This window comes from Cellulomonas sp. URHE0023, from assembly GCF_000688475.1.
Taxonomy (GTDB): domain Bacteria; phylum Actinomycetota; class Actinomycetes; order Actinomycetales; family Cellulomonadaceae; genus Cellulomonas.
On sequence record NZ_JIAN01000005.1, the window covers coordinates 794978 to 816286 of the forward strand.

The 21309-nt window shown below is 70.2% G+C and carries 19 protein-coding genes; 8 read left to right on the forward strand and 11 right to left on the reverse strand.

From position 1 onward, the window contains the following. The first annotated feature begins 55 nt into the window (after nt 1-55). From N553_RS0103945 to N553_RS0103955, 3 genes are all read left to right on the forward strand, one after another. Nucleotides 56-2167 (forward strand): hypothetical protein, encoded by a 2112-nt coding sequence (locus tag N553_RS0103945; RefSeq protein ID WP_028045457.1) that lies wholly within the window; start codon nt 56-58, stop codon nt 2165-2167. Nucleotides 2168-2283: 116 nt separating this feature from the next. After that, nucleotides 2284-5472 (forward strand): BTAD domain-containing putative transcriptional regulator, encoded by a 3189-nt coding sequence (locus N553_RS0103950; protein ID WP_028045458.1) that lies wholly within the window; start codon nt 2284-2286, stop codon nt 5470-5472. 41 nt (nt 5473-5513) lie between these two features. Beyond that, nucleotides 5514-5843 (forward strand): YbjQ family protein, encoded by a 330-nt coding sequence (locus N553_RS0103955; protein WP_028045459.1) that lies wholly within the window; start codon nt 5514-5516, stop codon nt 5841-5843. A 49-nt stretch (nt 5844-5892) separates the two neighbouring features. On the opposite strand, the gene N553_RS0103960 is transcribed toward N553_RS0103955, so the two are convergent. The 3 genes from N553_RS0103960 to N553_RS20955 all read right to left on the reverse strand — a co-directional run bounded on the left by N553_RS0103960 (nt 5893) and on the right by N553_RS20955 (nt 9014). Then, on the reverse strand, nt 5893-6726 hold the full coding sequence (locus tag N553_RS0103960; RefSeq protein WP_028045460.1) for an ABC transporter permease: 834 nt from the start codon (nt 6724-6726) through the stop codon (nt 5893-5895). Further along, a complete protein-coding gene (locus N553_RS0103965; RefSeq protein ID WP_028045461.1) occupies nt 6726-7709 on the reverse strand; it encodes a daunorubicin resistance protein DrrA family ABC transporter ATP-binding protein in 984 nt (327 codons plus the stop codon). The genes N553_RS0103960 and N553_RS0103965 overlap by 1 nt, the downstream gene beginning before the upstream one ends. Before the next feature lie 90 nt (nt 7710-7799). After that, nucleotides 7800-9014 carry an MFS transporter gene (locus N553_RS20955; RefSeq protein WP_051639805.1) on the reverse strand — a complete coding sequence of 405 codons (1215 nt, stop codon included), beginning with the start codon at nt 9012-9014 and terminating at the stop codon, nt 7800-7802. A gap of 71 nt (nt 9015-9085) precedes the next feature. On the opposite strand from N553_RS20955, the gene N553_RS0103975 reads away from it, so the two are divergent. Further along, on the forward strand, nt 9086-10018 hold the full coding sequence (locus tag N553_RS0103975) for a DJ-1/PfpI family protein (RefSeq protein WP_028045462.1): 933 nt from the start codon (nt 9086-9088) through the stop codon (nt 10016-10018). Nucleotides 10019-10066: 48 nt separating this feature from the next. On the opposite strand, the gene N553_RS0103980 is transcribed toward N553_RS0103975, so the two are convergent. The 3 genes from N553_RS0103980 to N553_RS0103990 are packed head-to-tail and all read right to left on the reverse strand — an operon-like array spanning nt 10067 to nt 12991. Beyond that, complete coding sequence (locus N553_RS0103980) at nt 10067-11245, reverse strand: hypothetical protein (RefSeq protein WP_051640002.1); 1179 nt, start codon at nt 11243-11245, stop codon at nt 10067-10069. 26 nt (nt 11246-11271) lie between these two features. After that, the gene (locus tag N553_RS0103985; protein ID WP_028045464.1) at nt 11272-11913 is read right to left on the reverse strand and encodes a flavin reductase family protein; all 642 of its coding nucleotides are present in this window, start codon (nt 11911-11913) and stop codon (nt 11272-11274) included. Continuing rightward, entirely contained in the window at nt 11906-12991 is a 1086-nt protein-coding gene (locus tag N553_RS0103990; protein WP_028045465.1) for an urea carboxylase-associated family protein, read from the reverse strand. Before N553_RS0103990 ends, N553_RS0103985 begins: the two co-directional genes overlap by 8 nt. Nucleotides 12992-13108: 117 nt before the next feature. Between N553_RS0103990 and N553_RS0103995 the strand changes: the two genes are divergently transcribed. After that, on the forward strand, nt 13109-13789 hold the full coding sequence (locus N553_RS0103995; protein ID WP_028045466.1) for a GntR family transcriptional regulator: 681 nt from the start codon (nt 13109-13111) through the stop codon (nt 13787-13789). Between the two features lie 30 nt (nt 13790-13819). Here the strand turns inward: N553_RS0103995 and N553_RS0104000 are convergent, their stop codons facing one another. The 5 genes from N553_RS0104000 to dnaK all read right to left on the reverse strand — a co-directional run bounded on the left by N553_RS0104000 (nt 13820) and on the right by dnaK (nt 18896). Then, on the reverse strand, nt 13820-14986 hold the full coding sequence (locus tag N553_RS0104000) for an aminotransferase class V-fold PLP-dependent enzyme (protein ID WP_028045467.1): 1167 nt from the start codon (nt 14984-14986) through the stop codon (nt 13820-13822). Between the two features lie 29 nt (nt 14987-15015). Beyond that, nucleotides 15016-15432, reverse strand: a complete 417-nt coding sequence (locus tag N553_RS0104005) for a heat shock protein transcriptional repressor HspR (RefSeq protein ID WP_028045468.1) — start codon at nt 15430-15432, stop codon at nt 15016-15018. Between the two features lie 2 nt (nt 15433-15434). Further along, on the reverse strand, nt 15435-16403 hold the full coding sequence (locus N553_RS0104010; RefSeq protein WP_028045469.1) for a DnaJ C-terminal domain-containing protein: 969 nt from the start codon (nt 16401-16403) through the stop codon (nt 15435-15437). Nucleotides 16404-16473: 70 nt separating this feature from the next. Further along, on the reverse strand, nt 16474-17034 hold the full coding sequence (gene grpE / locus N553_RS20960; protein ID WP_081844344.1) for a nucleotide exchange factor GrpE: 561 nt from the start codon (nt 17032-17034) through the stop codon (nt 16474-16476). After that, nucleotides 17031-18896 carry a molecular chaperone DnaK gene (dnaK, locus tag N553_RS0104020; RefSeq protein WP_028045470.1) on the reverse strand — a complete coding sequence of 622 codons (1866 nt, stop codon included), beginning with the start codon at nt 18894-18896 and terminating at the stop codon, nt 17031-17033. Before dnaK ends, grpE begins: the two co-directional genes overlap by 4 nt. 224 nt (nt 18897-19120) lie before the next feature. On the opposite strand from dnaK, the gene N553_RS0104025 reads away from it, so the two are divergent. The 3 genes from N553_RS0104025 (at nt 19121) to N553_RS24945 (ending at nt 20731) form a co-directional block, all read left to right on the forward strand. Then, the gene (locus N553_RS0104025; protein ID WP_156043684.1) at nt 19121-19363 is read left to right on the forward strand and encodes a hypothetical protein; all 243 of its coding nucleotides are present in this window, start codon (nt 19121-19123) and stop codon (nt 19361-19363) included. A 269-nt stretch (nt 19364-19632) separates the two neighbouring features. Next, nucleotides 19633-20103 carry a GNAT family N-acetyltransferase gene (locus N553_RS0104030; RefSeq protein WP_197029901.1) on the forward strand — a complete coding sequence of 157 codons (471 nt, stop codon included), beginning with the start codon at nt 19633-19635 and terminating at the stop codon, nt 20101-20103. Between the two features lie 274 nt (nt 20104-20377). After that, nucleotides 20378-20731, forward strand: a complete 354-nt coding sequence (locus N553_RS24945; protein ID WP_156043685.1) for a hypothetical protein — start codon at nt 20378-20380, stop codon at nt 20729-20731. The last annotated feature ends 578 nt before the right edge of the window (nt 20732-21309 follow it).

The following is a 21309-nucleotide window of genomic DNA, read 5'->3' on the forward strand; positions in this document are numbered from 1 at the left end:
CCCGGGCGCGACAACGACACAGGCGCACCGAACCGCTCGAACCGAGGGACATCACGTGGACCGCGACGCGTTCGACTCCGGCGACGACCTTGTCATCACGCCCGGTGGCCCTGCGCCCCGGAGCTCGACGCACCGGGTTCCCCCGGGTGGCGAGGTCCGGCAGGAGGCCGATGGGTCCTTCACGGTGGTCGGTCCGCCGGCCAGCCAGATGCCACAAGGGAGCTCGACCATGCCCGACAACCTCGTCCTCACGCCGGGCGGATACCGCGACCCGGCGCTGGTGCACCACGTCGCCCCGGACACGACCATCGACGCCAGCGAAGGTCGCCTGCGCCAGCTGAGCAGCGTCGGAGACGTCCTGGCGGACCACGGGCCCGCGCTCGTGCGTGCCGCCGGTCGGCCTCTGCAGCCGCTCAACATCCACGTCCCGGAGCCCGTCGAGGGGCTCGTGCCCGCGTTCGGGAGCGGGTGGATCACCTACGCGTCCTGGACCAACAGCACGGGCTCGCCCGTCACCCGGTTCGCGACGGACTGGCGTGTCCCGGCAGCACCGGCCACGTCGAACGGCCAGACGATCTTCCTCTTCAACGGGATCCAGAACTCGACGATGATCTACCAGCCCGTGCTGCAGTGGGGGCCTTCCGCTGCCGGCGGCGGTGCCTACTGGTCGGTCGCGAGCTGGTACGCCGACGGCCAGACGGGCCAGTCCTTCTTCACCACCCCGGTGCGCGTCAACGTCGGCGACCGCCTGACCGGGGTGATGACCCAGACCGGGACCTCGGGATCGCTGCACTCCTACAGCTGTGAGTTCGTCGGCATCGCGAACACGACCCTGGCCATCACGAACGTCCAGGAGCTCACCTGGTGCATCCAGACGCTCGAGGCCTACGCCGTGACCGCGGCGACGGACTACCCCGACACGTTCAGCACCCCGATGACGAGGATCGACCTCCGGACGGGCACCACCCACCCGGCGATCACCTGGACGGCCACCAACGCCGTCACCGACACCGGCCAGCACACCATCGTCGTCGACAACAGCTCGACGACGGGCGAGGTGGACATCTGCTACCGGACGAGCGCACTGACGAGCCCCCGGGTGCCCGGGCACGCCGAGGTCTCGGTGGTGGCTCGCAGTGCCGACCACCTCGACGTCTTCCTCACCGACGTCAACGGCGCGATCCTGTCCGCCGCCTGGCAGCCGGACTTCGCCGACTGGTGGCACGGCTGGTGGTGGATCAACGGTGGCCGCGCGGCCGCGGGCGCGCCGGTGCACGCCGTGTCGCGCAGCCGCGACAAGCTCGACATCTTCGTGATCGGCACCGACAACCGCGTCTACTCCGCGGCCTGGCAGCCTGAGTTCGCCGACGGCTGGCACGGCTGGTGGCAGCTCCTCGGTGGGGTCGCCGCACCGGGGGCGCACGTCACGGCCGTCTCCCGCAGCGCGGACCACCTGGACATCTTCGTGGTGGGCACCGACGGCGGCGTGTACACGGCCGCGTGGGAACCCGGCTTCGCGGACGGCTGGCACGGCTGGTGGCGCATCGGCAACGTCGTGGCACCGCAGGGCGCCGCCGTGCACGCCGTGTCCCGCAGCGCGAACAAGCTGGACATCTTCGTCACCGACGTGCACGGCAACGTGATGAGCGCCGCCTGGGAGCCGGGGTTCGCGGACGGCTGGCACGGCTGGTGGCACATCAACGGAGGACGAGCCGCGCCCGGTGCGGCGGTGACCGCGGTGGTGCGCAGCGCCGACCACCTCGACATCTTCGTGACCGGCACCGACGGCGGTGTGTACACGGCCGCCTGGCAGTCGGACTTCGCGGACGGCTGGCACGGCTGGTGGCGCATCGGCGGGGTCGTCGCACCCCAGGGCGCCCCCGTGCACGCGGTCTCGCGCAGCACCAACAAGCTCGACATCTTCGTCACCGACGTCGCCGGCAAGACGATGAGCGCGGCCTGGGAGCCGGGCTTCGCCGACGGCTGGCACGGCTGGTGGTGGATCAACGGGGGCCGGGGCGTGCCGGGAGCTCCCATCACCGCCGTCTCCCGCAGCACCGACAAGCTCGACATCTTCGTGGTCGGCACGGACAACCGCGTGTACACGGCCGCCTGGGAGCCAGGGTTCGCGGACGGCTGGCACGGTTGGTGGCGCATGGGCGCGTGAGCGAACAGGGCGGGCGTCGTCCGACGCCCGCCCTCTCGCTGGCCGGACCCGACTGCGCGGTCGACACCGCAGGTGGGGGCGCGACCCGACGCCCCGACCTAGGGGATGCTGTGCACGTGCAGATCACCACCCTCGGGGCGCTGGCCGTCGACGGCCAACCCGTCCGCGGGGAGCGGCTGGCCGCACTGGTCGGTGCGCTGCTCGACGCGCGCGGCCGCGTCGTGTCGTCGGCGGCCCTCGTCGAGCAGGTCTGGGAGGGCCTCCCGCCCGACGACGCCGGCGGTGCGGTTCAGGCGCTCGTCTCGCGTGCGCGCCGGCTGGGACTGCCCGTCGCTGGGGCACCCGGCGGCTACCGGTTGCCCACCGACGACCTGGACATCGACGCCGCACGGGTGGAGCGGCTGCTCGGTGAGGCTCGTACGGCCCTGCGCGACGGCGACCCGCGGACCGCGTACGAGCTGGCCGGCCGAGCCCGCCAGATCCTTCCCTCGGTCCCCGACCCGACCGACCCCCTCACCGAGCGGTTGGTCGCCGAGGCGGTGACCGTGCGCGCCGAGTCGGGCCTCGCGCTCGGAGACACCAGCGACGTCGTCGACGACCTGCGCCTGCGCGCACTGGGCACCCCGCCGGACGAGCCCCTGGTTGCGCTGCTGGTGCGTGTGCTGGCCGCGCAGAGCCGCGACGCCGAGGCGCTCGAGGTGGTCGACCGCGTGCGCACCGAGCTGGCCGACCGGTACGGCACCGACCCGTCGCCCGTCCTCGCCCAGGCGCACCTGGCGCTGCTACGCGGTGAGCTGGCCGCGACGACGTCACGCGAACCGGCCGCGACGCCCCCGCGGGTGCACCTTCCGGCCGCCTGGCGACGACCGGCGACCGCTCTCGTGGGTCGCGACGAGGAGGTCGCCGAGCTCGAGGCAGCGCTGACGAGCAGCTCGCTGGTCACGATCGTCGCGACGGGCGGCGCCGGCAAGACGCGGCTCGCCACCGAGGTCGCGCGCCGGGCGGCAGCCGCCGGCCGCTCCGTGCGGGTGATCGAGCTGGCCGGTGTGCGCGCACCCGCCGAGGTGCTGCCGACCGTGCTCGCCGCGATCGGTGGCGCGGACGTGACCGCCTCGCGCGTGGAGCTCGCCATCCCCCGGCAGCTGCACTCGCCCGAGGACCGGCTGCGGCTCGCGATGCAGGACATCGACGGACTGCTCGTGCTCGACAACTGCGAGCACGTGCTGGACGCGGCCGCGAGCGTCGTGGGTGACCTCCTGGCCGTGGCCGCGGACGACGTCGTGGTGCTGGCGACGAGCCGGGCGCCGTTGGGTCTGGTCGGTGAGGCCGTGCACCGCCTGCGGATGCTCCCCGACACCGACGCCCTGACCCTGCTGGAAGCACGGGCTCGCGCCGGACGCGCGGGTGTCGGCTGGGAGCCCCAACGGGCCCTCGAGCTGTGCCACCGCCTGGACAACCTGCCCCTGGCGCTCGAGCTCGCCGCGGCACGGCTGCGGTCCATGGCGGTCGAGGACGTGCTCGAGGGCTTGACGGACAGGTTCTCCCTGCTGGACGACGCCCTGCGCGGGCTGCCCGAGCGGCACGCCAGCCTGTGGGCGATGGTCGACTGGAGCCGCGAGCTCCTGGAGACCGCCGACCAGGATCTGCTGCAACGCGTGTCGGTCATCCCCGCCGCGTTCACGGCCGAGACCGCGATCGCCGTGGCCGGGACCCAGCCGCACATCGTGCGTCGCGGGCTGGCGACGCTCGTCGAGCAGTCCCTGCTGTCGCTCGACGACCACGACTCTGGCGTCGTGCTGTACCGGATGCTCGAGACCGTCCGCGAGTACGGCGAGGCGCGGCTGGACGCCGCCGGCGAGCGCCCTGACGCGATGACCGGCCTCGTCCGCTGGGCCGGCATCGAGGCCGGCAAGCTGTCCGACAAGTTCGTCGGGCCCACCCAGGTCGCCGCGTTCGAGCGGTGCGCTCAGCAGCAGGAGTCGTTCCTCGCGGCCTTGCGCTGGGCGCTCGAGCACGACGACGAGGTCGCCCCCGTGCGGATCGCCGCCGCCCTGTTCCACCTGTGGAGCGTGCGCGGGGCGCACCTGGAGGTGCTCGAGTGGGCGCACCAGATCCTCAGGTCGTACGACCCTGCCGCGCGCAGGCGGTCCGCCCTGTACCTCGGCGCCGCGTCCGGACGCCCGCTGCCGGACGCCGACCGGGTCGCCATGACGTGCCTGTTCGCGGCCGTCAACGGCGGTGTCTCGGAGTCGTTCCGGATCGCGGCGCTGGCCGGGCGGGCCACCAAGCGGGTCATGACGGACCGCCCTGAGCAGGTCTCTCCACGCGCGAGCGCCTTGGCAGCGCTGCTGCCCGGCCTGGCGACCAACGACATGTCGCTCGCGCTCGGGGCGGCCGACCGGATGATCGCGAACGACGACCTGTACCTGCGAGGGCTGGGCCTGTTCATGCGGGCGGCGATCCGTGAGAACGCGGGTGACCCGAGCATGTCCAGCGACGACGCGCGCGAGGCGTACCGGGCGTTCGAGGCGGCTGGTGACCACTGGGGCATGGGGATGGCCGCGCAGGGCGCCGGACAGTGGGCCGGTGCACGCGGAGAGCCCGACGCCGAGGAGTGGCTGCTGCGCAGCGTCGACCACCTGGAGGTCGTCGGCGCCCAGCACGACGTGCGCAGCATCAAGGTCCTGCTCGACGTGCAGCGTGCGCTCGCGGGTGACGAGAGCGCGGTCGAGCGGCTGCGCGAGGTCACGTCGTCCGAGCAGGTCGAGGACATGGACATCGCCCAGGCCCACCTCGGGCTGGCACACGTCGCCTGGGCGGCCGGGGACTTCGACGACGCCATCGCGAACGCGGAGGCCGCCACAGCACTCATCGGCGCCGGGGCGGTCGGTCCGCCGCAGGCACGCATCCTGTTCCGCGTCGCGGCTGCCGTGGTGCACCTGCGCTCGATCGGCCTGGGCCGTGCCGACGACCGGGGTTCCGAGCAGCGCGCGCTCGAGCTGCTGGAGCTGGCGGGGCAGGACGCGCAGACCATGGTCGACATGCCCGTGCTCGGCTCGTACGCGCTGGGCGTCGCCGAGCTCGCCGCCCACCGTGGCCGGACCGCGGACGCTCGCGAGCTGTGGTCGCTCGGCATCCGGCTGGGCGCGAACCTCGCGATGCTGTTCCAGCTCGGGCTCGGCTCCACGCTGGCGAGCACCCTCGGCGACGACGACGCCCGCGAGGAGACCCTGGCGCTGTGGCGGGACCGCCCCGGTCCGGAAGTGGCTGCACGTATCCGCGAGCTCGGTCCCAGCATCGTCTGACTACGCTCGGCCCAACATCCGCTCGCCTCAAGGGGAACAGCATGAGCTTCCTGGTCTCGACGATGAACGACGCACCCGGGTACCGCGTCCAGACGATCCTCGGCGAGGTGACCGGCCTGACCGTGCGCGCACGGAACATCGGCACGCAGATCGGCGCCAGCTTCAAGGCGGTGGTCGGCGGTGAGCTGCGCGGCCTCACGAAGCAGCTGCAGGAGAGCCGGGACGAGGCGATGCAGCGGATGGTCGAGGCGGCGATGGCCCGTGGAGCCAACGCGGTGCTCGCCATGCGGTTCGACGCCAACGAGGTGAGCCAGGGCTACCAGGAGATCGTCGCCTACGGCACAGCCGTGGTGATCGTCCAGGCGGTCTGACAGCACGAAGGCGGCCACCCGAGGGTGGCCGCCTTCGTCGTCGGAAAGGTCAGACCTTCTTGCGGTACGCCCGCAGGGCCAGCGGCATGAACACCACGACCAGACCGAGGCACCACAGCAGCGTGTAGTAGACGCTGTTGCCCATCGGGGCCCCGAGGAAGAAGCCGCGCATCGCGGCGACCAGGTGCGTCAGCGGGTTCCACTGGACGAACGTCTGCATCCAGCTGGGCAGCGACGCCGTCGGCACGAACACGTTCGACGCGAAGCTCAACGGCATGATGATCAGGAACATGATGCCCTGCACGGCGCCGGACGTCCGGACCTTCATCCCGACGAAGACAGAGACCCAGCTGAGCGACAGTGCGAACAGGATGGCCAGCAGGCAGCCCGCAACGGCGCTCAACGGGTCGGTGGTGATCCGGAAGCCCATCAGGTACCCGACCACGAACGTCGAGACGATGACCACGACGTAGCGGACCACGTCACCGATGACGGCACCGACCAACGGCGACGCCCGCGGGATGGGCAGGGACTTGAAGCGGTCGAAGATGCCCTTGTCCAGGTCCGTGTTCAGGTTGACGCCGATGGCGATGGCGCCCTGGGCGATCGTCTGCGCCAGGATGCCTGGCAGCAGGAACTGCAGGTACGTCGTGGTGTCCCCAGCGACCGCGCCTCCGAAGATGTAGACGAAGATCACCAGGAAGATCGCCGGCTGGAGCGTGACGTCGATGAGCGCCTCGGGGGTGCGCATCGTCTTGATGAGGCTGCGCTTGGCCAGCGACATCGAGTGCCTCACCAGCGGCAACGGCCGCTTCTTGACGGCAGTCGCCGTCGACGGGGCATTCGGCGCGATGGCGCTGCGGGGAGTGGTTGCCGTGGTCATCACGCCACCTCCTTCTTGTCTGTGACGCTTGTGTCGTCCGCGGACGCGGTCCGACCGGTGAGTGTGAAGAACACCTCGTCGAGGCTGGGCAGGTGCAGGGAGAGCTCGGTGACGCCGATACCGACGCTCGCCAGGCGGGACACCGTGGCGGTCAGCGCGGAGTCGTCTGCCACGGGGACCGCGAGGACGCCCTTGCGGATCTCCTCGGCGCGGCCGTCGGAGGACACCTGCGCCAAGATCGTCGCGGTCTCCTCGAGGCGGGTCAGGTCGGAAGGGCGGACCTCGAGGGTCTGGCCGCCGACGACGCGCTTGAGGCCGTCGGGGGTGTCGTGCGCGATGACGCGACCGTGGTCGATGACCGTGATCTCGTCGGCCAGCGCGTCGGCCTCCTCGAGGTACTGCGTGGTGAGCAGGACGGTCGAGCCCTCGTTGACGAGCGTGCGCACGACGTCCCACATGTCCTCGCGCTTGGACGGGTCCAGGCCGGTGGTCGGCTCGTCGAGGAAGATCACGTCGGGCCGTCCGACGAGGCTCGCCGCCAGGTCGAGGCGGCGGCGCATGCCACCGGAGTACGTCTTGGCGGGCCGGTCGGCCGCCTCTGTGAGGTCGAACCACTCGAGCAGCTCGGTGGCGCGGGCACGGGCGTTCGCCTTGCCCAGGTCCAGCAGCATGCCGAAGAGCTGCAGGTTCTGGCGGCCGGTCAGGTCCTCGTCGACGGACGCGTACTGGCCCGTGAGGCCGATCGACTGGCGGACCTTAACGGCGTCCTTGACGACGTCGTGGCCTCCGATACGGGCGGTGCCCGCGTCGGGGGTGAGCAGGGTGGACAGGATGCGGACCGCCGTCGTCTTGCCGGCGCCGTTGGGGCCGAGCACGCCGAGGACGGTTCCGCGAGCGACGGCGAGGTCGACGCCCTGAAGCGCCTTCGTCTCGCCGAAGTGCTTGACGAGGCCGTGGGCCTCGATCACCAGGTCTGTTGTCATGCCTCGAAGCCTCACCGACGTCGCTGACAGCGGGCCGACACGGCGCTGACACGATCCCGAAGGTCCCGTGTCGGCCCGTGTCGGCGCGTGTCAGCCCGACACGGCACCGGCCTTCTGACGCGGCGCACGACGTGCGGCGAGCAGCGTCGCGGCGACGACAGACGCGACCGCGACCGCGATGCCCAGACCTTGCCAACCGCCGCCGGTGGCCAGCGCTCCGGCGCTCACGGCGCCGATCACCTGGACGGTCGTCGCCGTCAGCTCCGCGATCGGTTGGACGCGTCCGCGCTCGGCGGGGCGGTAGGAGGCGGTGACCAGGGCGCTCCCGCCGCTGGAGGCGAGGTTCCAGCCGACGCCGACGAAGAACATGGCGGCGAGGAAGGCCCAGGAGTCCATGCTCACGGCCGCGGAGAGCCCGGCCACCGCCAGCACCAGCGCGCCGATCAGGGCGATGCGGCGCTCGCCGACCCGGCCGATCCATCGGGCGACCACGAACCCCGGCGCGAACATGCCGACCATGTGCAGCTGGACGCTGAACGCCGCCTCGCCCTCGGAGTGGCCCATCGACATCCCGGCGATCGGTCCGGCGGTCATCATGGACGTCATCGAGACCGCCGCGAGCGCGACCGCGCCGACGCCGAGGAGCAGGCTTGGCTGACACCAGAGGACCTTCCGCGGGCGCGCGTCGCCTCCTGTCGTCGTCGTCTTCGGGGCGGCCAGCGTCGCGAGCGAGTCGGGCATGGTCGCGTTCCAGATCGCCGCAGCACCTCCTGCCAGCGCGACCAGGACGTACGACATGACGTACGGGGTGCTCGTGAACCCCCCGACGGCGGTGGCGAGGAACGGTCCGACGAGTGCTGCGACCAGTCCGCCGGCCAGCACCGTGCTGACCGCACGGGCCCGCTCGGTCGGGTTCGACTCCGCTGCGGCGTACCGGTAGTACCCCGCGCCGGCCTGGTACACGCCGATGAGGGCGGTGCCCACACAGAACAGCCAGAAGGCGTGCTGCTGGACGGCGAGCGCCGAGACGAGTCCCGCCGGGACCGCGACCGCGGCCGCGGCCGTGAACACCCGGCGGTAGCCGGCCCGACCGATCCAGCGGGACAACGCGAACGTCGTTGTCGCGGCGACCAGCGGGATGAGGCTGAACGGGAGCGTCGCGAGCGCGCGGGTGGGGGCGAGGTGCGCTCCGACGATGCCCGTGAGGGTCAGGTCGACCGACATCCCGAGGACGTAGAGGGCCTGGGCGGGGACGAGTCGCCGGGTGAGGGCGCGGTGGTCGGCTGCGGTAGCTGTCAGGGTCACGCGTTTATGCTCGCTGACCTGCACGTTCATGAGCCATCGGCAGGAATGCCAATATGCGATAGATTCCCGCCATGAAGGTGGCGGTGCTCGCTCTCGACGGCGTCCTGGCCATGGAGGTCGGGATGCCGTTCCAGATCCTCGGTCGGCTGCCGGAGCTCGGCTACGAGCTGACGCTCTGCGGCGAGCAGGCCGGTCCCGTCCTCACCTCCGGCGGCTACCCCGTGGTCGCGTCGGCCGACCTCACGTTCGTCGCGACCGCCGACACGGTGGTCGTCCCCGCGTTCCTCCGCCCGGAACGCGACTTCCCCGCACCCGTCCTCGACGCGCTGCGCGCGGCGCACGCCTCGGGCGGCCGAGTGGTCTCCATCTGCGCCGGAGCGTTCGCCCTCGCCGCCGCCGGGCTGCTGGACGGCCGGCGCGCGACGACCCACTGGGTGTTCACCGAGGAGCTCGCCGCGCGCTACCCGGCGGTGACGGTCGACCCGGACGTGCTGTACGTCGACGAGGGGGACATCGTTACCGCGGCCGGTGTCGCCGCGGGGATCGACCTGTGCCTGCACCTGGTGCGGGTGGACCACGGCGCGGCCGTCGCCAACGAGCTGTCGCGTCTCATGGTCGCGGCGCCCCACCGCGACGGCGGCCAGGCGCAGTTCATCGAGCGGTCGATGCCCGTTGCCGCCGACACGTCCCTGGCATCGACACGCGCGTGGGCGCTCGCACGACTCGCCGATCCGTTGACCGTCGCGTCGCTGGCCCGGCACGCGCACCTGTCCGAGCGCACGTTCGCCCGCCAGTTCGTCGCCGAGACCGGCACCACTCCCCTGCGTTGGCTCGTCGCGGCGCGCGTGGACCGCGCCCGTGAGCTGCTGGAGACCAGCGACTGGGGCGCCGACCGGGTGGCCGCCGAGTGCGGCCTGGGCACCGCCGCGAACCTGCGCGTGCACTTCCGGCGCGCCGTCGGCGTGAGCCCGTCCGACTACCGCCGCTCGTTCGCGGCGTCGTGACGCGCAAACGCCCGCACCCCGGGTCGGGGTGCGGGCGCCTCGCTCGGGCTACTCCGCCGGAAGGGCGATCGTCGGGTCGAGGAAGTCGTTGGTGTAGAGGTCGGTGGCCTTGAGGCCCTCGACGGGTGCGGTGCCGTCCTTGGTCAGGATCGGGGTCGTGATGTCCATGATCTTCTGGATCCGCCCCTCGTCGAAGCTGCCGAGGATCCCGTCCGGGGCGTTCGCCACGATGCCGAGGTCGATCTGCTGCTTGGTGCCGTCGTCGGCCTGGCCGGCGTCGTAGACCCAGCCGTTGTTGAACTCCGTCACGGTCTTGACGATGAGGGCGTTGACCGGTGCCGGGTCAGCGAAGTAGTCGACGGTGGACTGCTGGACGAGCGGGACCAGCTTCTTCAGGCAGTCCGCCTGCCCTGTGACGTCGGCCTCGCGCACGGACAGCGCGACCGCGTACAACGGGTACCCGGTGTCGGCGATGAGCTGGTAGTCGACCGGCTTGTTCCACGAGGGCAGCTGGTTGGCGTAGACGTACGGCTCGTCGGTGGCGAAGCCCTGCTGTGCGTCCTTGCCCTGCGCGGCGACGAAGTTGGCGGGCGTGCCGTCATAGGTCCCGTCGATCTGGTCCGGCCTCAGCTGGCCGGACCCCGTCAGGTACTCCATCCAGGTCGCACCCGCGAAGTAGCGGACGAACGCCTCGGTGTCCGCCAGGTCGCTGATCTTGTGGACGTCGGGGTAGGTCGCCGGGTCCCACATGATCATCCAGGGCGCCTTCTCGAATGTCGCGAAGACCGCCGTGGTGGGCAGCGCGGCCGAGTTCTGCACGGACTCGTCGGTGTTCACCCAGCCGAGCAGCACGTCCTTGTCCGCGTACATCTGCGACGGGACCGTCTGGAACCCGATCGCCGGGCCACCCGAGCGGATCTCCACGTCAACGCCCGTGTAGGCGCCCTCGGCGTACAGCGGACCGCGGACGACCTTCGCGTTGGCGTCGATCGTCGGGTCCGGTCCGAGCAGCTGGTACAGGCCGCCCTGCTCGGCCTGCGGGTTCCAGTCCGTCTGGATGACGACCTTGGCGGGACACACACCGCTGAGGTCGACCGAGCCGATCGGCGTACCGCTGCTCGCGGAGGACTCGGACTCGGCGGCTGTGGAGCCACCGCAGGCTGCGAGGGAGAGCGTCACGAGGCCGGCGAACACGGCCGCACCAACGCGCTGGCGGGAGGTTGTCATGGTGATGCTCCTCATTGTGGGGGTTGTCAGAGCTGGTCGATGTCGGTCGCCTGGACGGGGGTCCCGGTGGCGTCCGACGCAAGGGAGAAGCGGTTCTCGGTGGTGACGTAGAAGCTGGCGCCAAACCGGCCGACCGGGTGGAAGTCGGCGAGCGCCACACGCCACAGGTCGGTGTCGACGAGCCCGTCGGCGGCGTGCAGGTGGCGGATCCGGCCCAGGTAGAGCTGCCGGCTCGTCGTGAGGATCCGTTCGTGGACCGTGCACTCGAATGCGACGGGCGCCTCGGCGATCCGCGGGGGTCGCACCCGATGGGAGGGAGTCGCCGTCAGCCCGACGGTCGCGAGCTCGTCGACGTCGGACGGGTAGGACCGTCCGCACTCGTGCATGCGTGCGGCCATCGGCTGGTCGGGGATGTGCACGACGAACTCGCCCGTGGCGTCGAGGTTCGCTGCCGTGTCCTTCTGGGCGCCGTCCTCGAGCCGGTTGATGCTGATCATGAGCAGCGGCGGGTCCTCGCCGACCATCCCGAACATGCTGAACGGCGCGGCGTTGACGATGCCGTCCTCGCTCATGGTGGTCACCAGGGCGATTGGGCGCGGCACGATCAGCGACGCCATCAGCTTGTACCGCTGGTAGGACCCGAGGTCGTCGAAGTCGATCTCAGCCATGCGATGCCACCCACCAGCTGAGCAGGACGTCTCGCAGCGCGTCACCCTCGTCGGCGTAGCGCTCGCGGTCGTGGAGTGCTTTGAGACGAAGCACGTCGGTCTCGTCCAGCTCGACCGGCAGGTCGACGAGGCGCACCGGGGTCCGCGCGAAGGCGGGCTGGTAGTCCGGGTCCTTTGCGAGGCGCCGTTCGGTGCGGATCTCCGACTGGCGGAAGTCGGCGGGCGTGCGCTGCGTCGCATAGGACCGCAGGGGCGGGACGGCCGCGATCTCCTGCCGGGTGGCCGTCTGGACCGAGACCCGGACGGGGTTCAGTGAGAAGTTGCTGGTGCCCATGATGTCGTTGCCGCAGACGTTGGGGACTGCGAGCACGTCCACCAGGGCGAGCAGCTCCACGTGGTCACCGGGTGCCGTGGACTGGCGCAGGATCTCAGGCATACCGTCGACCACGCGCGTCGCCATGAACAGGTTGAACGAGTCGTGCACGTCATCCGGGGTGAGCCCGTACTCGCGCTGCGCCTCGGCCTGGATGTCCGCGCAGTTCGTGTGCTCTGCGAAGCCGTGGATCGACTCGTACATGTTCGCGCTGCACCGCGGGAACAGTGTGTCGTTGATGCCGGCCGTGTCGGTCTGCAGGTACATCAGTGCCCGCTCGCGCGGCGGAGCGGACCACAGGAACGAACCCGCGCTCGGGTTGGTGCCGTGCAGCGTCCGCGTCCGGCCCACATGCATGAACTCCCGGTAGTCGTGCAGGTTGAACACGTTGAGGTCGACGCACTGGTCGCCGGTGACCTGCTCCACGCGCAGCACCTGACCGGCCCGCACCTCGAATGCCTTGCCGGTCCCGGCCTCCAGGACGGTCTGCTGCAGAATCGTCGTCTCGTCGGCCGCGTCGATGCCGTCCCACCACTGCCACGGCTGGCCGGTCGTGCGTGGGTGTGCCCGGCGGATGACGCCGTCGGCGGTCTCGCGCAGAGCGAGCCGGACGAGCGCCGGTGCGTCGGGCGCCTCGTCGGCGCCGAGCGAGGCGGTGACGAGCTCGAGCTGCTGGTCCGTCAGGCGGAGGGTGATGTGCCGCATGGTTTCCTCTCGTATACGGAAGTGACGCTAGTTCGTATACAAAGAGTCGCGGTTTCGTATCCGTCAATTGTTCGTTGCCATCGCGTTTCGTCGGCTGAGGACGTATACCGTGACGACATGGACCGACCCGCTGACCGCGCCAACGCCGCCTTCCTGAGCCTGCGGTCCGCGATCGTCGAGGCCGCGCTGCCTCCGGGCACCCGGCTACCTGAGGATCTGCTCGCGCAGCAGTACGGAGTCAGCCGCACCTTGATCCGGGGCACGCTCGCACGCCTCACGGCGGCAGGCCTCGTCGAGACGGGCAAGGCGAAGTCCGCCCTGGTGGCCAACCCGTCCCTGACCGACGCGAAGGAGACGTTCGAGGTGCGGCGCTGCCTCGAACGGGAGGCCGTCCGCCGGATCGCGCAGGGCTGGCAGCCCTCGATGGGCGACGTGCTGGGCGCGCACGTCGCCCGTGAGCTCACGGCCACAACGTCGCCCAACCCGCAGGTCTCCGGGCGGCTCGGGGCCGAGTTCCACATCCTGCTCGCCAAGCTCAGCGGCAACGCGCTCCTCGAGCGCTACCTCAGCGAGGTCATCTGGCGCTGTGCGCTGATCCTCGCGGTGCACGGCCGCGACCACGACCAGCGGGGCTCGGTCGACGAGCACCAGCGGTTGGTCGACCTCATGGCGGCCCGCGACGCCGACGGCGCCGAGGTGCTGATCGTCCAGCACGTCGCCGCCGTCGAGGAACGCACCCTCGCGGGCGTCGGCCGGGACGGCCACCTCGACCTGACCGCGGTGCTCAGCAGGTACTGAGCACCGTCCCGCGGCTGGATGGCGTCACCATCAGCGCAGGACGTCGAGCAACCGGTCCAGCTCGTCGTCGCTCGTGTAGTAGTGCGGCGACGCACGGACCACCTCGGTCAGACCGCGGGCGCCGAAGTCGAGCTGGGCAGACGACACGCGAGTGACGCTCACGTTCACACCTGCGCGGGCACCGGCCGCGCGCACCTCGTCGGCGGCGCGGCCGTCAACCGTGAACGTGACGATGCCCGAGCGGCGCAGGCCCTTGTCGCGGACCGTCACGCCGGGGATCGCCGCGAGGTCCGAACGCAGCCTGGCGGCGAGGGTGGTGACCCGCTCCTCGATGGCCGACATGCCCACCGACAACGCATAGTCGGCGGCCGCCCCCAGGCCCAGGACGTCCGCGATCGACCGCTCCCACGTCTCGAACCGCAGCGCGCTCGGCACGGGGGCGTACGTGGTGGGAGACGTCCAGACGGCCGCACCCAGACCGAGGACCGGCGGCACGAGCCGCTCGGTGACCGCACGCGACGCGTACAGGAACCCGGTGCCACGCGGGCCCCGCAGGAACTTGCGGCCCGTCGCCGCGAGCAGGTCACAGCCGATGGCCGTCACGTCGAGGTCCAGCTGGCCCACGGACTGGCACGCGTCGAGCAGGTAGACCGCGTCCGTCTGCCGGGTCAGCGCACCCACCTCAGCCGCAGGGTTGACCACCCCGCTCCCCGTCGGCACGTGCGTCAGGGCCACCAGGGCGACGTCGTCGTCGAGCGCGTCCTCGAACGCGTCGAGGTCGATCTGCCCGTGCTCGTCGTCCTCGATCACCTGGAGCCTCGTACCGCTGCGCTCGCACGCCTGCAGGAGCGCGATCGCGTTGCTGACGTACTCGGTGCGCGCGGTGAGGATGCGCTGGCCGGCCTTCAACGGCACCGACGAGAACGCGACGTCCCAGGCCACCGTCGCGCTCTGCACGAGCGCGATCTCGTCGCGGTCGGCGTGGAGCAGCCTCGCGACCGAGTCGTACACCGCCTCGACGCGTTCGGTGGCCTCGGCCTCGGCCTCGTACGGCCCGATCTCGGCCTCCCGGCGCAGGTGGGCGACCACCGTGTCCGTCACGACCTGCGGTCGCAGGGCTCCGCCCGCGTTGTTCAGGTGGGCGACGTGCTCGACGCCGGGGGTGTCGTTGCGGACTCGGTCCAGATCGATCGTCACACGGGGATTCTAGGAGGCGTGACCAGCGGTTACGCACGCCCGGAGGGACGCCACAGGACGACTGCGGCACGCTCCGACGGACCCGCCGGGCGCCGGCTGCGGGCCCGGTTGACGGCGACGTCGCCGGTCGGGTCGGCGGTGAAGACGCGTCGACCGGGGTCGACGAACGCCCGCAGGTACTCGACCTGTCGCCGTAGCCCGTCGATCTCCAGCTCGAGCTCGAGGATGCGCTTGATCCCCGCGAGGTTCACGCCCTCGTCCTGCGACAGGCGCTGGACCTCGCGCAGCGTCGCGATGTCCCGCAGCGAGTACCGCCGCCCCCGTCCGCTCGCGCGGCTCGGGGTCACCAGACCGAGGCGGTCGTACTGACGCAGCGTCTGCGGGTGCATCCCGGCCAGCTCGGCGGCGACCGAGATCACGTAGACCTTGGCGTCGTCCGCGGCCACGGCTACTTCCTCGCCGCGTCCAGCAAGCCGGCGCGCACGTCCTCACCCGAGGTCGCGATGCCGAACGCCTGGACCGCCTCGCGTGCGGCATGGGAGAGCCGCTGAGGTACCACGACCTGCACCGTGACCAGCAGGTCGCCGGTGCTCTTCGACGTGACGACACCCTTGCCCTTGACGCGCAGCACGCGCCCGGAGGGCGTGCCCTCGGGCACCTTCACGCGGACCTTGCCACCGTCGAGCGTCGGAACCTCGATCGTCGCGCCAAGCGCAGCCTCGTCGAACGCCACCGGCACGGTCAGGCGCAGGTTGTCGCCGTCGAGCGAGAAGACGGGGTGCGGCGTGACGTTGACCGTGACCACGAGGTCACCGGGTCCCAGATCGCCCGGCCGTCCCTTGCCGCGCAGCCGGATCTTCTGACCGTCGCGGACGCCTGCCGGGATGCGCGCGTTGACCGTGCGCCCTTCGACGTTCAACGAGACCTGCGACCCCTCGACGGCCTGCCGGAACGGCATGGTGACCGACGCGGACAGGTCGGCACCGGCCTGTGCACGCTGAAAACCGGCACCGCCACCGTTGCCGAACAGCCCGCCCAGCAGGTCCTCGAACCCGCCGCCGCCACCCTGCGAGTACCGGACGCGGCCACCACCTGGGGCACCGCCGCCCCCGAACATCCCGCCGAACACGTCCTCGAAGCCGCCGTTGGCACCGCGACCGCCCGAGGTGAAACGGGCACCGCCGGCCATGGCACGCAGCTGGTCGTACTGCCCACGCTGCTCAGGGTCCGACAGGACCGCGTACGCCTCGCCGACGTCCTTGAACCGGGCCTCCGCCTTGGCGTCCCCGGGGTTGTGGTCCGGGTGCATCTCACGGGCGAGCTTGCGGTACGCCTTCTTCAGCGCGGCAGCGTCAGCGTCCTTGGGGACGCCGAGAACCGCGTAGAAGTCCTTCTCGAGCCAGTCCTGACCAGTCACGACGCCTCCTTCCAGATGATCCGTAGCGCCCGAGCAGACACACGGTCTGCTCGGACGCTACAGGCGGGTTTTACGCCTCGGGGTCCACCACGGCGACGCGGGCCGCGCGGAGCACCCGGTCGGCCGTGCGGTAGCCGGGCTGGAGCACCATCTGCACGGTGGGCTCGCTCACCTCGGTGGAGTGCGAGTGCATGAGCGCCTCGTGCACCGCCGGGTCGAACGCTTCACCGGCCGCGCCGTAGCGGGTCACCCCGAACCGACCCAGGGTCGACTCGAGCTTCTCCGCGATCGACGCGAACGGACCCGTCAGGTCACCGTGCTGGCGGGCCAGCTCGATGTCGTCGAGAACCGGGATGAGGGCCTCGACGATCGTGTGCGCACCCCGCTCCTGTGCCGCCAGGGCGTCGGCCTTGGACCGCTTCACGAACGACGAGTACTGCTGCTCGAGGTTGTAGTAGGCCGCCTTGGACCGCTGGAGCTCGTCAAGACGCTCCGCGGCGATCCGCTCGGCCTCGACCAGCCCCTCCAGGACGACCTCCTCCTCCGCGTTCTCCGCGATGGACTCGGCCTCGGCCAGGACCTGCTCCTCAGGAGTCAGGTCCTCGCCGTTGCCCTCGGTGGACGACGTCACTTCGCAGCCGCCTCGTCCTCTTCGTCGACGATCTCGGCGTCGACGACGTCCTCGTCGCTCGCGGACGAGGTCGGGGCCTCGTCGGACGACGGGGTGCCGTCGGCCGTGTTGTTCGCCGAGTACAGCGCCTCGCCGATCTTCTGGCTCGTGGTGAGCAGGGCCGAGTGCTTGGCCTTGACCTCGTCGAGGTCCGTGCCCGCCAGCGCGGTCTTCAGCTCGCCGACGGCGGCCTGGACCTCGGTCTTGACGTCGTCGGACAGCTTGTCCGCGTTGTCCACGAGCAGCTTCTCGGTCGAGTAGACGAGACCCTCGGCACCGTTGCGCACCTCGGCCTCCTCGCGACGCGCCTTGTCCTCGGCGGCGTGCTCCTCGGCCTCGCGCACCATGCGCTCGATGTCCTCCTTGGGGAGGGCCGAGCCGCCGGTGATCGTCATCGACTGCTCCTTGTTGGTGCCGCGGTCCTTGGCGGACACGTGCACGATGCCGTTCGCGTCGATGTCGAAGGTGACCTCGATCTGCGGGACGCCACGCGGAGCCGGCGCGATGCCGGTCAGCTCGAACGTGCCCAGCGGCTTGTTGTCCCGCGCGAACTCGCGCTCGCCCTGGAACACCTGGATCAGCACGGACGGCTGGTTGTCCTCGGCCGTCGAGAAGATCTCGCTGCGCTTGGTCGGGATGGCCGTGTTGCGCTCGATGAGCTTGGTCATCACGCCGCCCTTGGTCTCGATGCCGAGGCTCAGCGGGGTGACGTCGATGAGCAGGACGTCCTTGCGGTCGCCCTTCATGACGCCGGCCTGCAGCGCGGCACCGACGGCGACGACCTCGTCCGGGTTGACGCCCTTGTTGGGCTCCTTGCCGCCCGTGAGCTCGGTGACCACCGTCGTGACGGCGGGCATGCGGGTCGAGCCGCCGACGAGCACCACGTGGTCGATCTCGGAGAGCTTGATGCCCGCCTCACGGATGACGTCGTTGAACGGCTTCTTGGTCCGGTCGAGCAGGTCCTGCGTCATCTGCTCGAACTGGGCGCGGCCGAGCTTGGTGTCCAGGTGGACCGGGCCGTTCTCGCTCATCGACAGGTACTGCAGCGAGATGTTCGTCGTCGTCGCCGACGACAGCTCCTTCTTGGCCTGCTCGGCAGCCTCACGCAGACGCTGCACGGCGATCTTGTCCTTGGCCAGGTCGACGCCCGTGGAGTTCTTCACCTCGGCGACCAGGAAGTCGACGATGCGCTGGTCCCAGTCGTCGCCACCGAGGCGGTTGTCACCGGACGTCGCGCGGACCTCGATCGTCGAGAAGCCGTCGTCGTCCTTGCCCACCTCGAGCAGCGACACGTCGAACGTGCCACCACCGAGGTCGAAGACGAGGATGAGCTCGTCCTCCTTGCCACGCTCCAGGCCGTAGGCCAGGGCGGCCGCGGTGGGCTCGTTGATGATGCGCAGGACGTTGAGGCCCGCGATGGCGCCTGCGTCCTTGGTGGCCTGGCGCTCGGCGTCGTTGAAGTACGCCGGGACGGTGATGACGGCCTCGGTGACGGGCTCGCCCAGGTAGGCCTCCGCGTCACGCTTGAGCTTGGAGAGCACCCGCGCGCTGATCTCCTGCGCGGTGTACTTCTTGTCGTCGATGCTCGCGGACCAGTCCGTGCCCATGTGGCGCTTGACGGACGTGATCGTGCGGTCGACGTTGGTGACGGCCTGGCGCTTGGCGATCTCGCCGACCAGAACCTCACCGGTCTTGGAGAACGCGACCACCGACGGCGTCGTGCGCGACCCCTCGGCGTTGGCGATGACCGTGGGCTCGCCGCCCTCGAGGACTGCCACCACGGAGTTCGTGGTGCCCAGGTCGATGCCGACTGCTCGTGCCATGTGAGTGCCTTCTTTCGTGTGCTGCTGGGGTGTGCTGGGTGCTCGCTCTTGAGTCCGGCTCGCTCAAGTCTGCGCCTGCTTGGAGGCTTGCGCAAACTCAGATAGTCAAACTTGAGTCTGCATGGCTCAACTCTGCGCGGCGCAGATCCATTCCCAGCAGCGACACCCGGGGCTCACACCGGATGGTGTGGTGTGGGTCCGCTCGGAGGCGCCGCCCTCCCGCCGTGATGAGTTCCTGCTGCGGCCAGTCCCTGCTGCGGCGGCTGCCGCCCGCCGCAGCGACGCTCGGGGCGCTCGGGGCGCTCGGGGCGCTCGAGGCGCTCGAGGCGCTCGAGGCGCTCGAGGCCGGCATGACGCGCGCCGGGGCCGACGTCGATCGTCTCCTCGGCCGCAACGTGAGCCGGAACCGCGCCTTCGACACCGCGCTACTCGCCACCGTCGACGACACTGCCGGTGGGCCGATGTAGGGAGGGCGCCCGGCCGGGTGTCGGCCGTCCGGTCGCCAACGGTCGACGCCAATCGGGACCTACTCGCATCGCGCCCACAGCCGCAACTGGCGAGGGTCCGGACAACGCCCTGGTCGCGTGCGACCTGGGTCAGGTAGTCCGAGTAGGAGCTGTCACCGTCGGTCACCAGGATCAGGACCTTGGCCCGGCCGACGCCCGCGGAGGCCTCGAGCTCGAACAGCCGATCCGAAGCGACGCAGAGTTCTCCTGCAGACCTAGGGTTGGAGATCGTGTTCACCATCGAGGCCCTGACCCCCCGGGCGCCCAGCGCGCATGTGATCATCCGGTCCTACATGTTCGAGCTCGCATCCCGGCACTACGGTCGGCCCGCAACTCCGGCCGAGGTGGATCAGGCTCTCCGCGATGAGCCGTACGACGACCTGACTGGGGCGACCGGCGTGCTCCTTGTCGCGATGCACGACGGCGAGCCAATCGCGTGCGCAGGCGCCCGGTTCGGCGGCGCCATCGCTGAGCTGACCAAAGTCTTCACCCTGCCGGAGTATCGCGGTCAGGGGTGGGGAAAGCGCCTGGTTCGGGAGGCCGAAGATGTCTGCCGGGCTCGCGGCGCACACACGGTCCGTTTGGATACACGGCGTGATCTCGTCGAAGCGCACGCACTCTATGAAAGTCTCGGTTTCACTCGTGTGGAGGCTTTCAACGACGACGCGTATGCCGAGGTCTGGTACTCGAAGTTCCTTTGAGCGGGTGGCTTGTCATGAGCAAGATGGGACCCGAGCGTGGGGCGGGCGGGGGCGACGGCTCGACCACTCGCCGCCGCTCCGCACTTGCCCGCAGACAGCATCCGCGCCCCGCCACTGAAGTGACATCTAAGGGGGTCGCGACCGTGAAGCGCGCCACCGCCGGAAGCCTTCAGGCCGGCTGGATGCGACGGCTGGTCAATTGACGCCTGATAGCATCAAGAAACTGGATGCACCTCGCAAAGTCGCCTACCCCTGTCCTCAATGAGGTTAAAGAATGAGAATTTACAGCTCCAAGCCTGACGGAAACGAATCTGCAGATCTTGAGCCGGCCCGCTACTTCAATCTCGCGCTAACACAGATTAAAGAAATTAGCGAATGGATGACCACCGCCGATCAGGGTGCTCAACCATTGTTGGTTCATCTTGACATGTTTCTGCATATTTCAACGAAGTATCCAGATATGGCGGAGCGGCGGCTCCGAAACCTAGAAATCGCCGGAGTGAGGGAAGTATTCTTCGATTGGTATGAGCGATGCCAAAAGAAAATCCCAAGCCAATTCCGGTCCGAGATCAAGGAGTCCGCAACAGAAATCTTTGACAGGCTCGAGAAGGTTGCAAATGGCGGGTGATCAGTGCAGGAGCACCGAGTTGAGCTCGAGGATGGGGCGGTCATGAGGTTCTGGACCTGGTGAGCACATGCTGGTCGTGCGCTGGCTACCGACGATGCGCGCCCGGACGCGTTCAGCTCTGAAGTCGTGCCTGCGCTTGAGGACCTGGACCAAGCGTTCTCGACCGGCGTGATCATCGGTGTCGCCACTGGCGGCACAGCAGAGCGCACGATCGCCCTCTCGTACGACGCAGACCCGGAACGACGGGCACTCGGCGAACGCTGGCTCGCCGCCGCACCGGCCGCGGACGCCCAGGTCGACTTCATGGTGTTCCCCGGGTCCGCTTGGCGAACACCACGCCGGGGTGGCGAGTTCTCTCGCGTCCGCGCGGGAGAGTCGCCGAACTCGCTTGTCGAAACAGCGCGGACCCGAGGATCTGGACAACTAGGTGAGACAACACCGCTCTCGCCTGGTTGTCCGGCCGCAGGTGGGGACCTCGGAACTCGGACAACTCCGACGAGTTCCTACACCGGAGCCGTTCCAGCAGCGGTACGGCAGCAGGTGTGGTGGTGGTGGCACGTGACCAGACCGGACGGGCC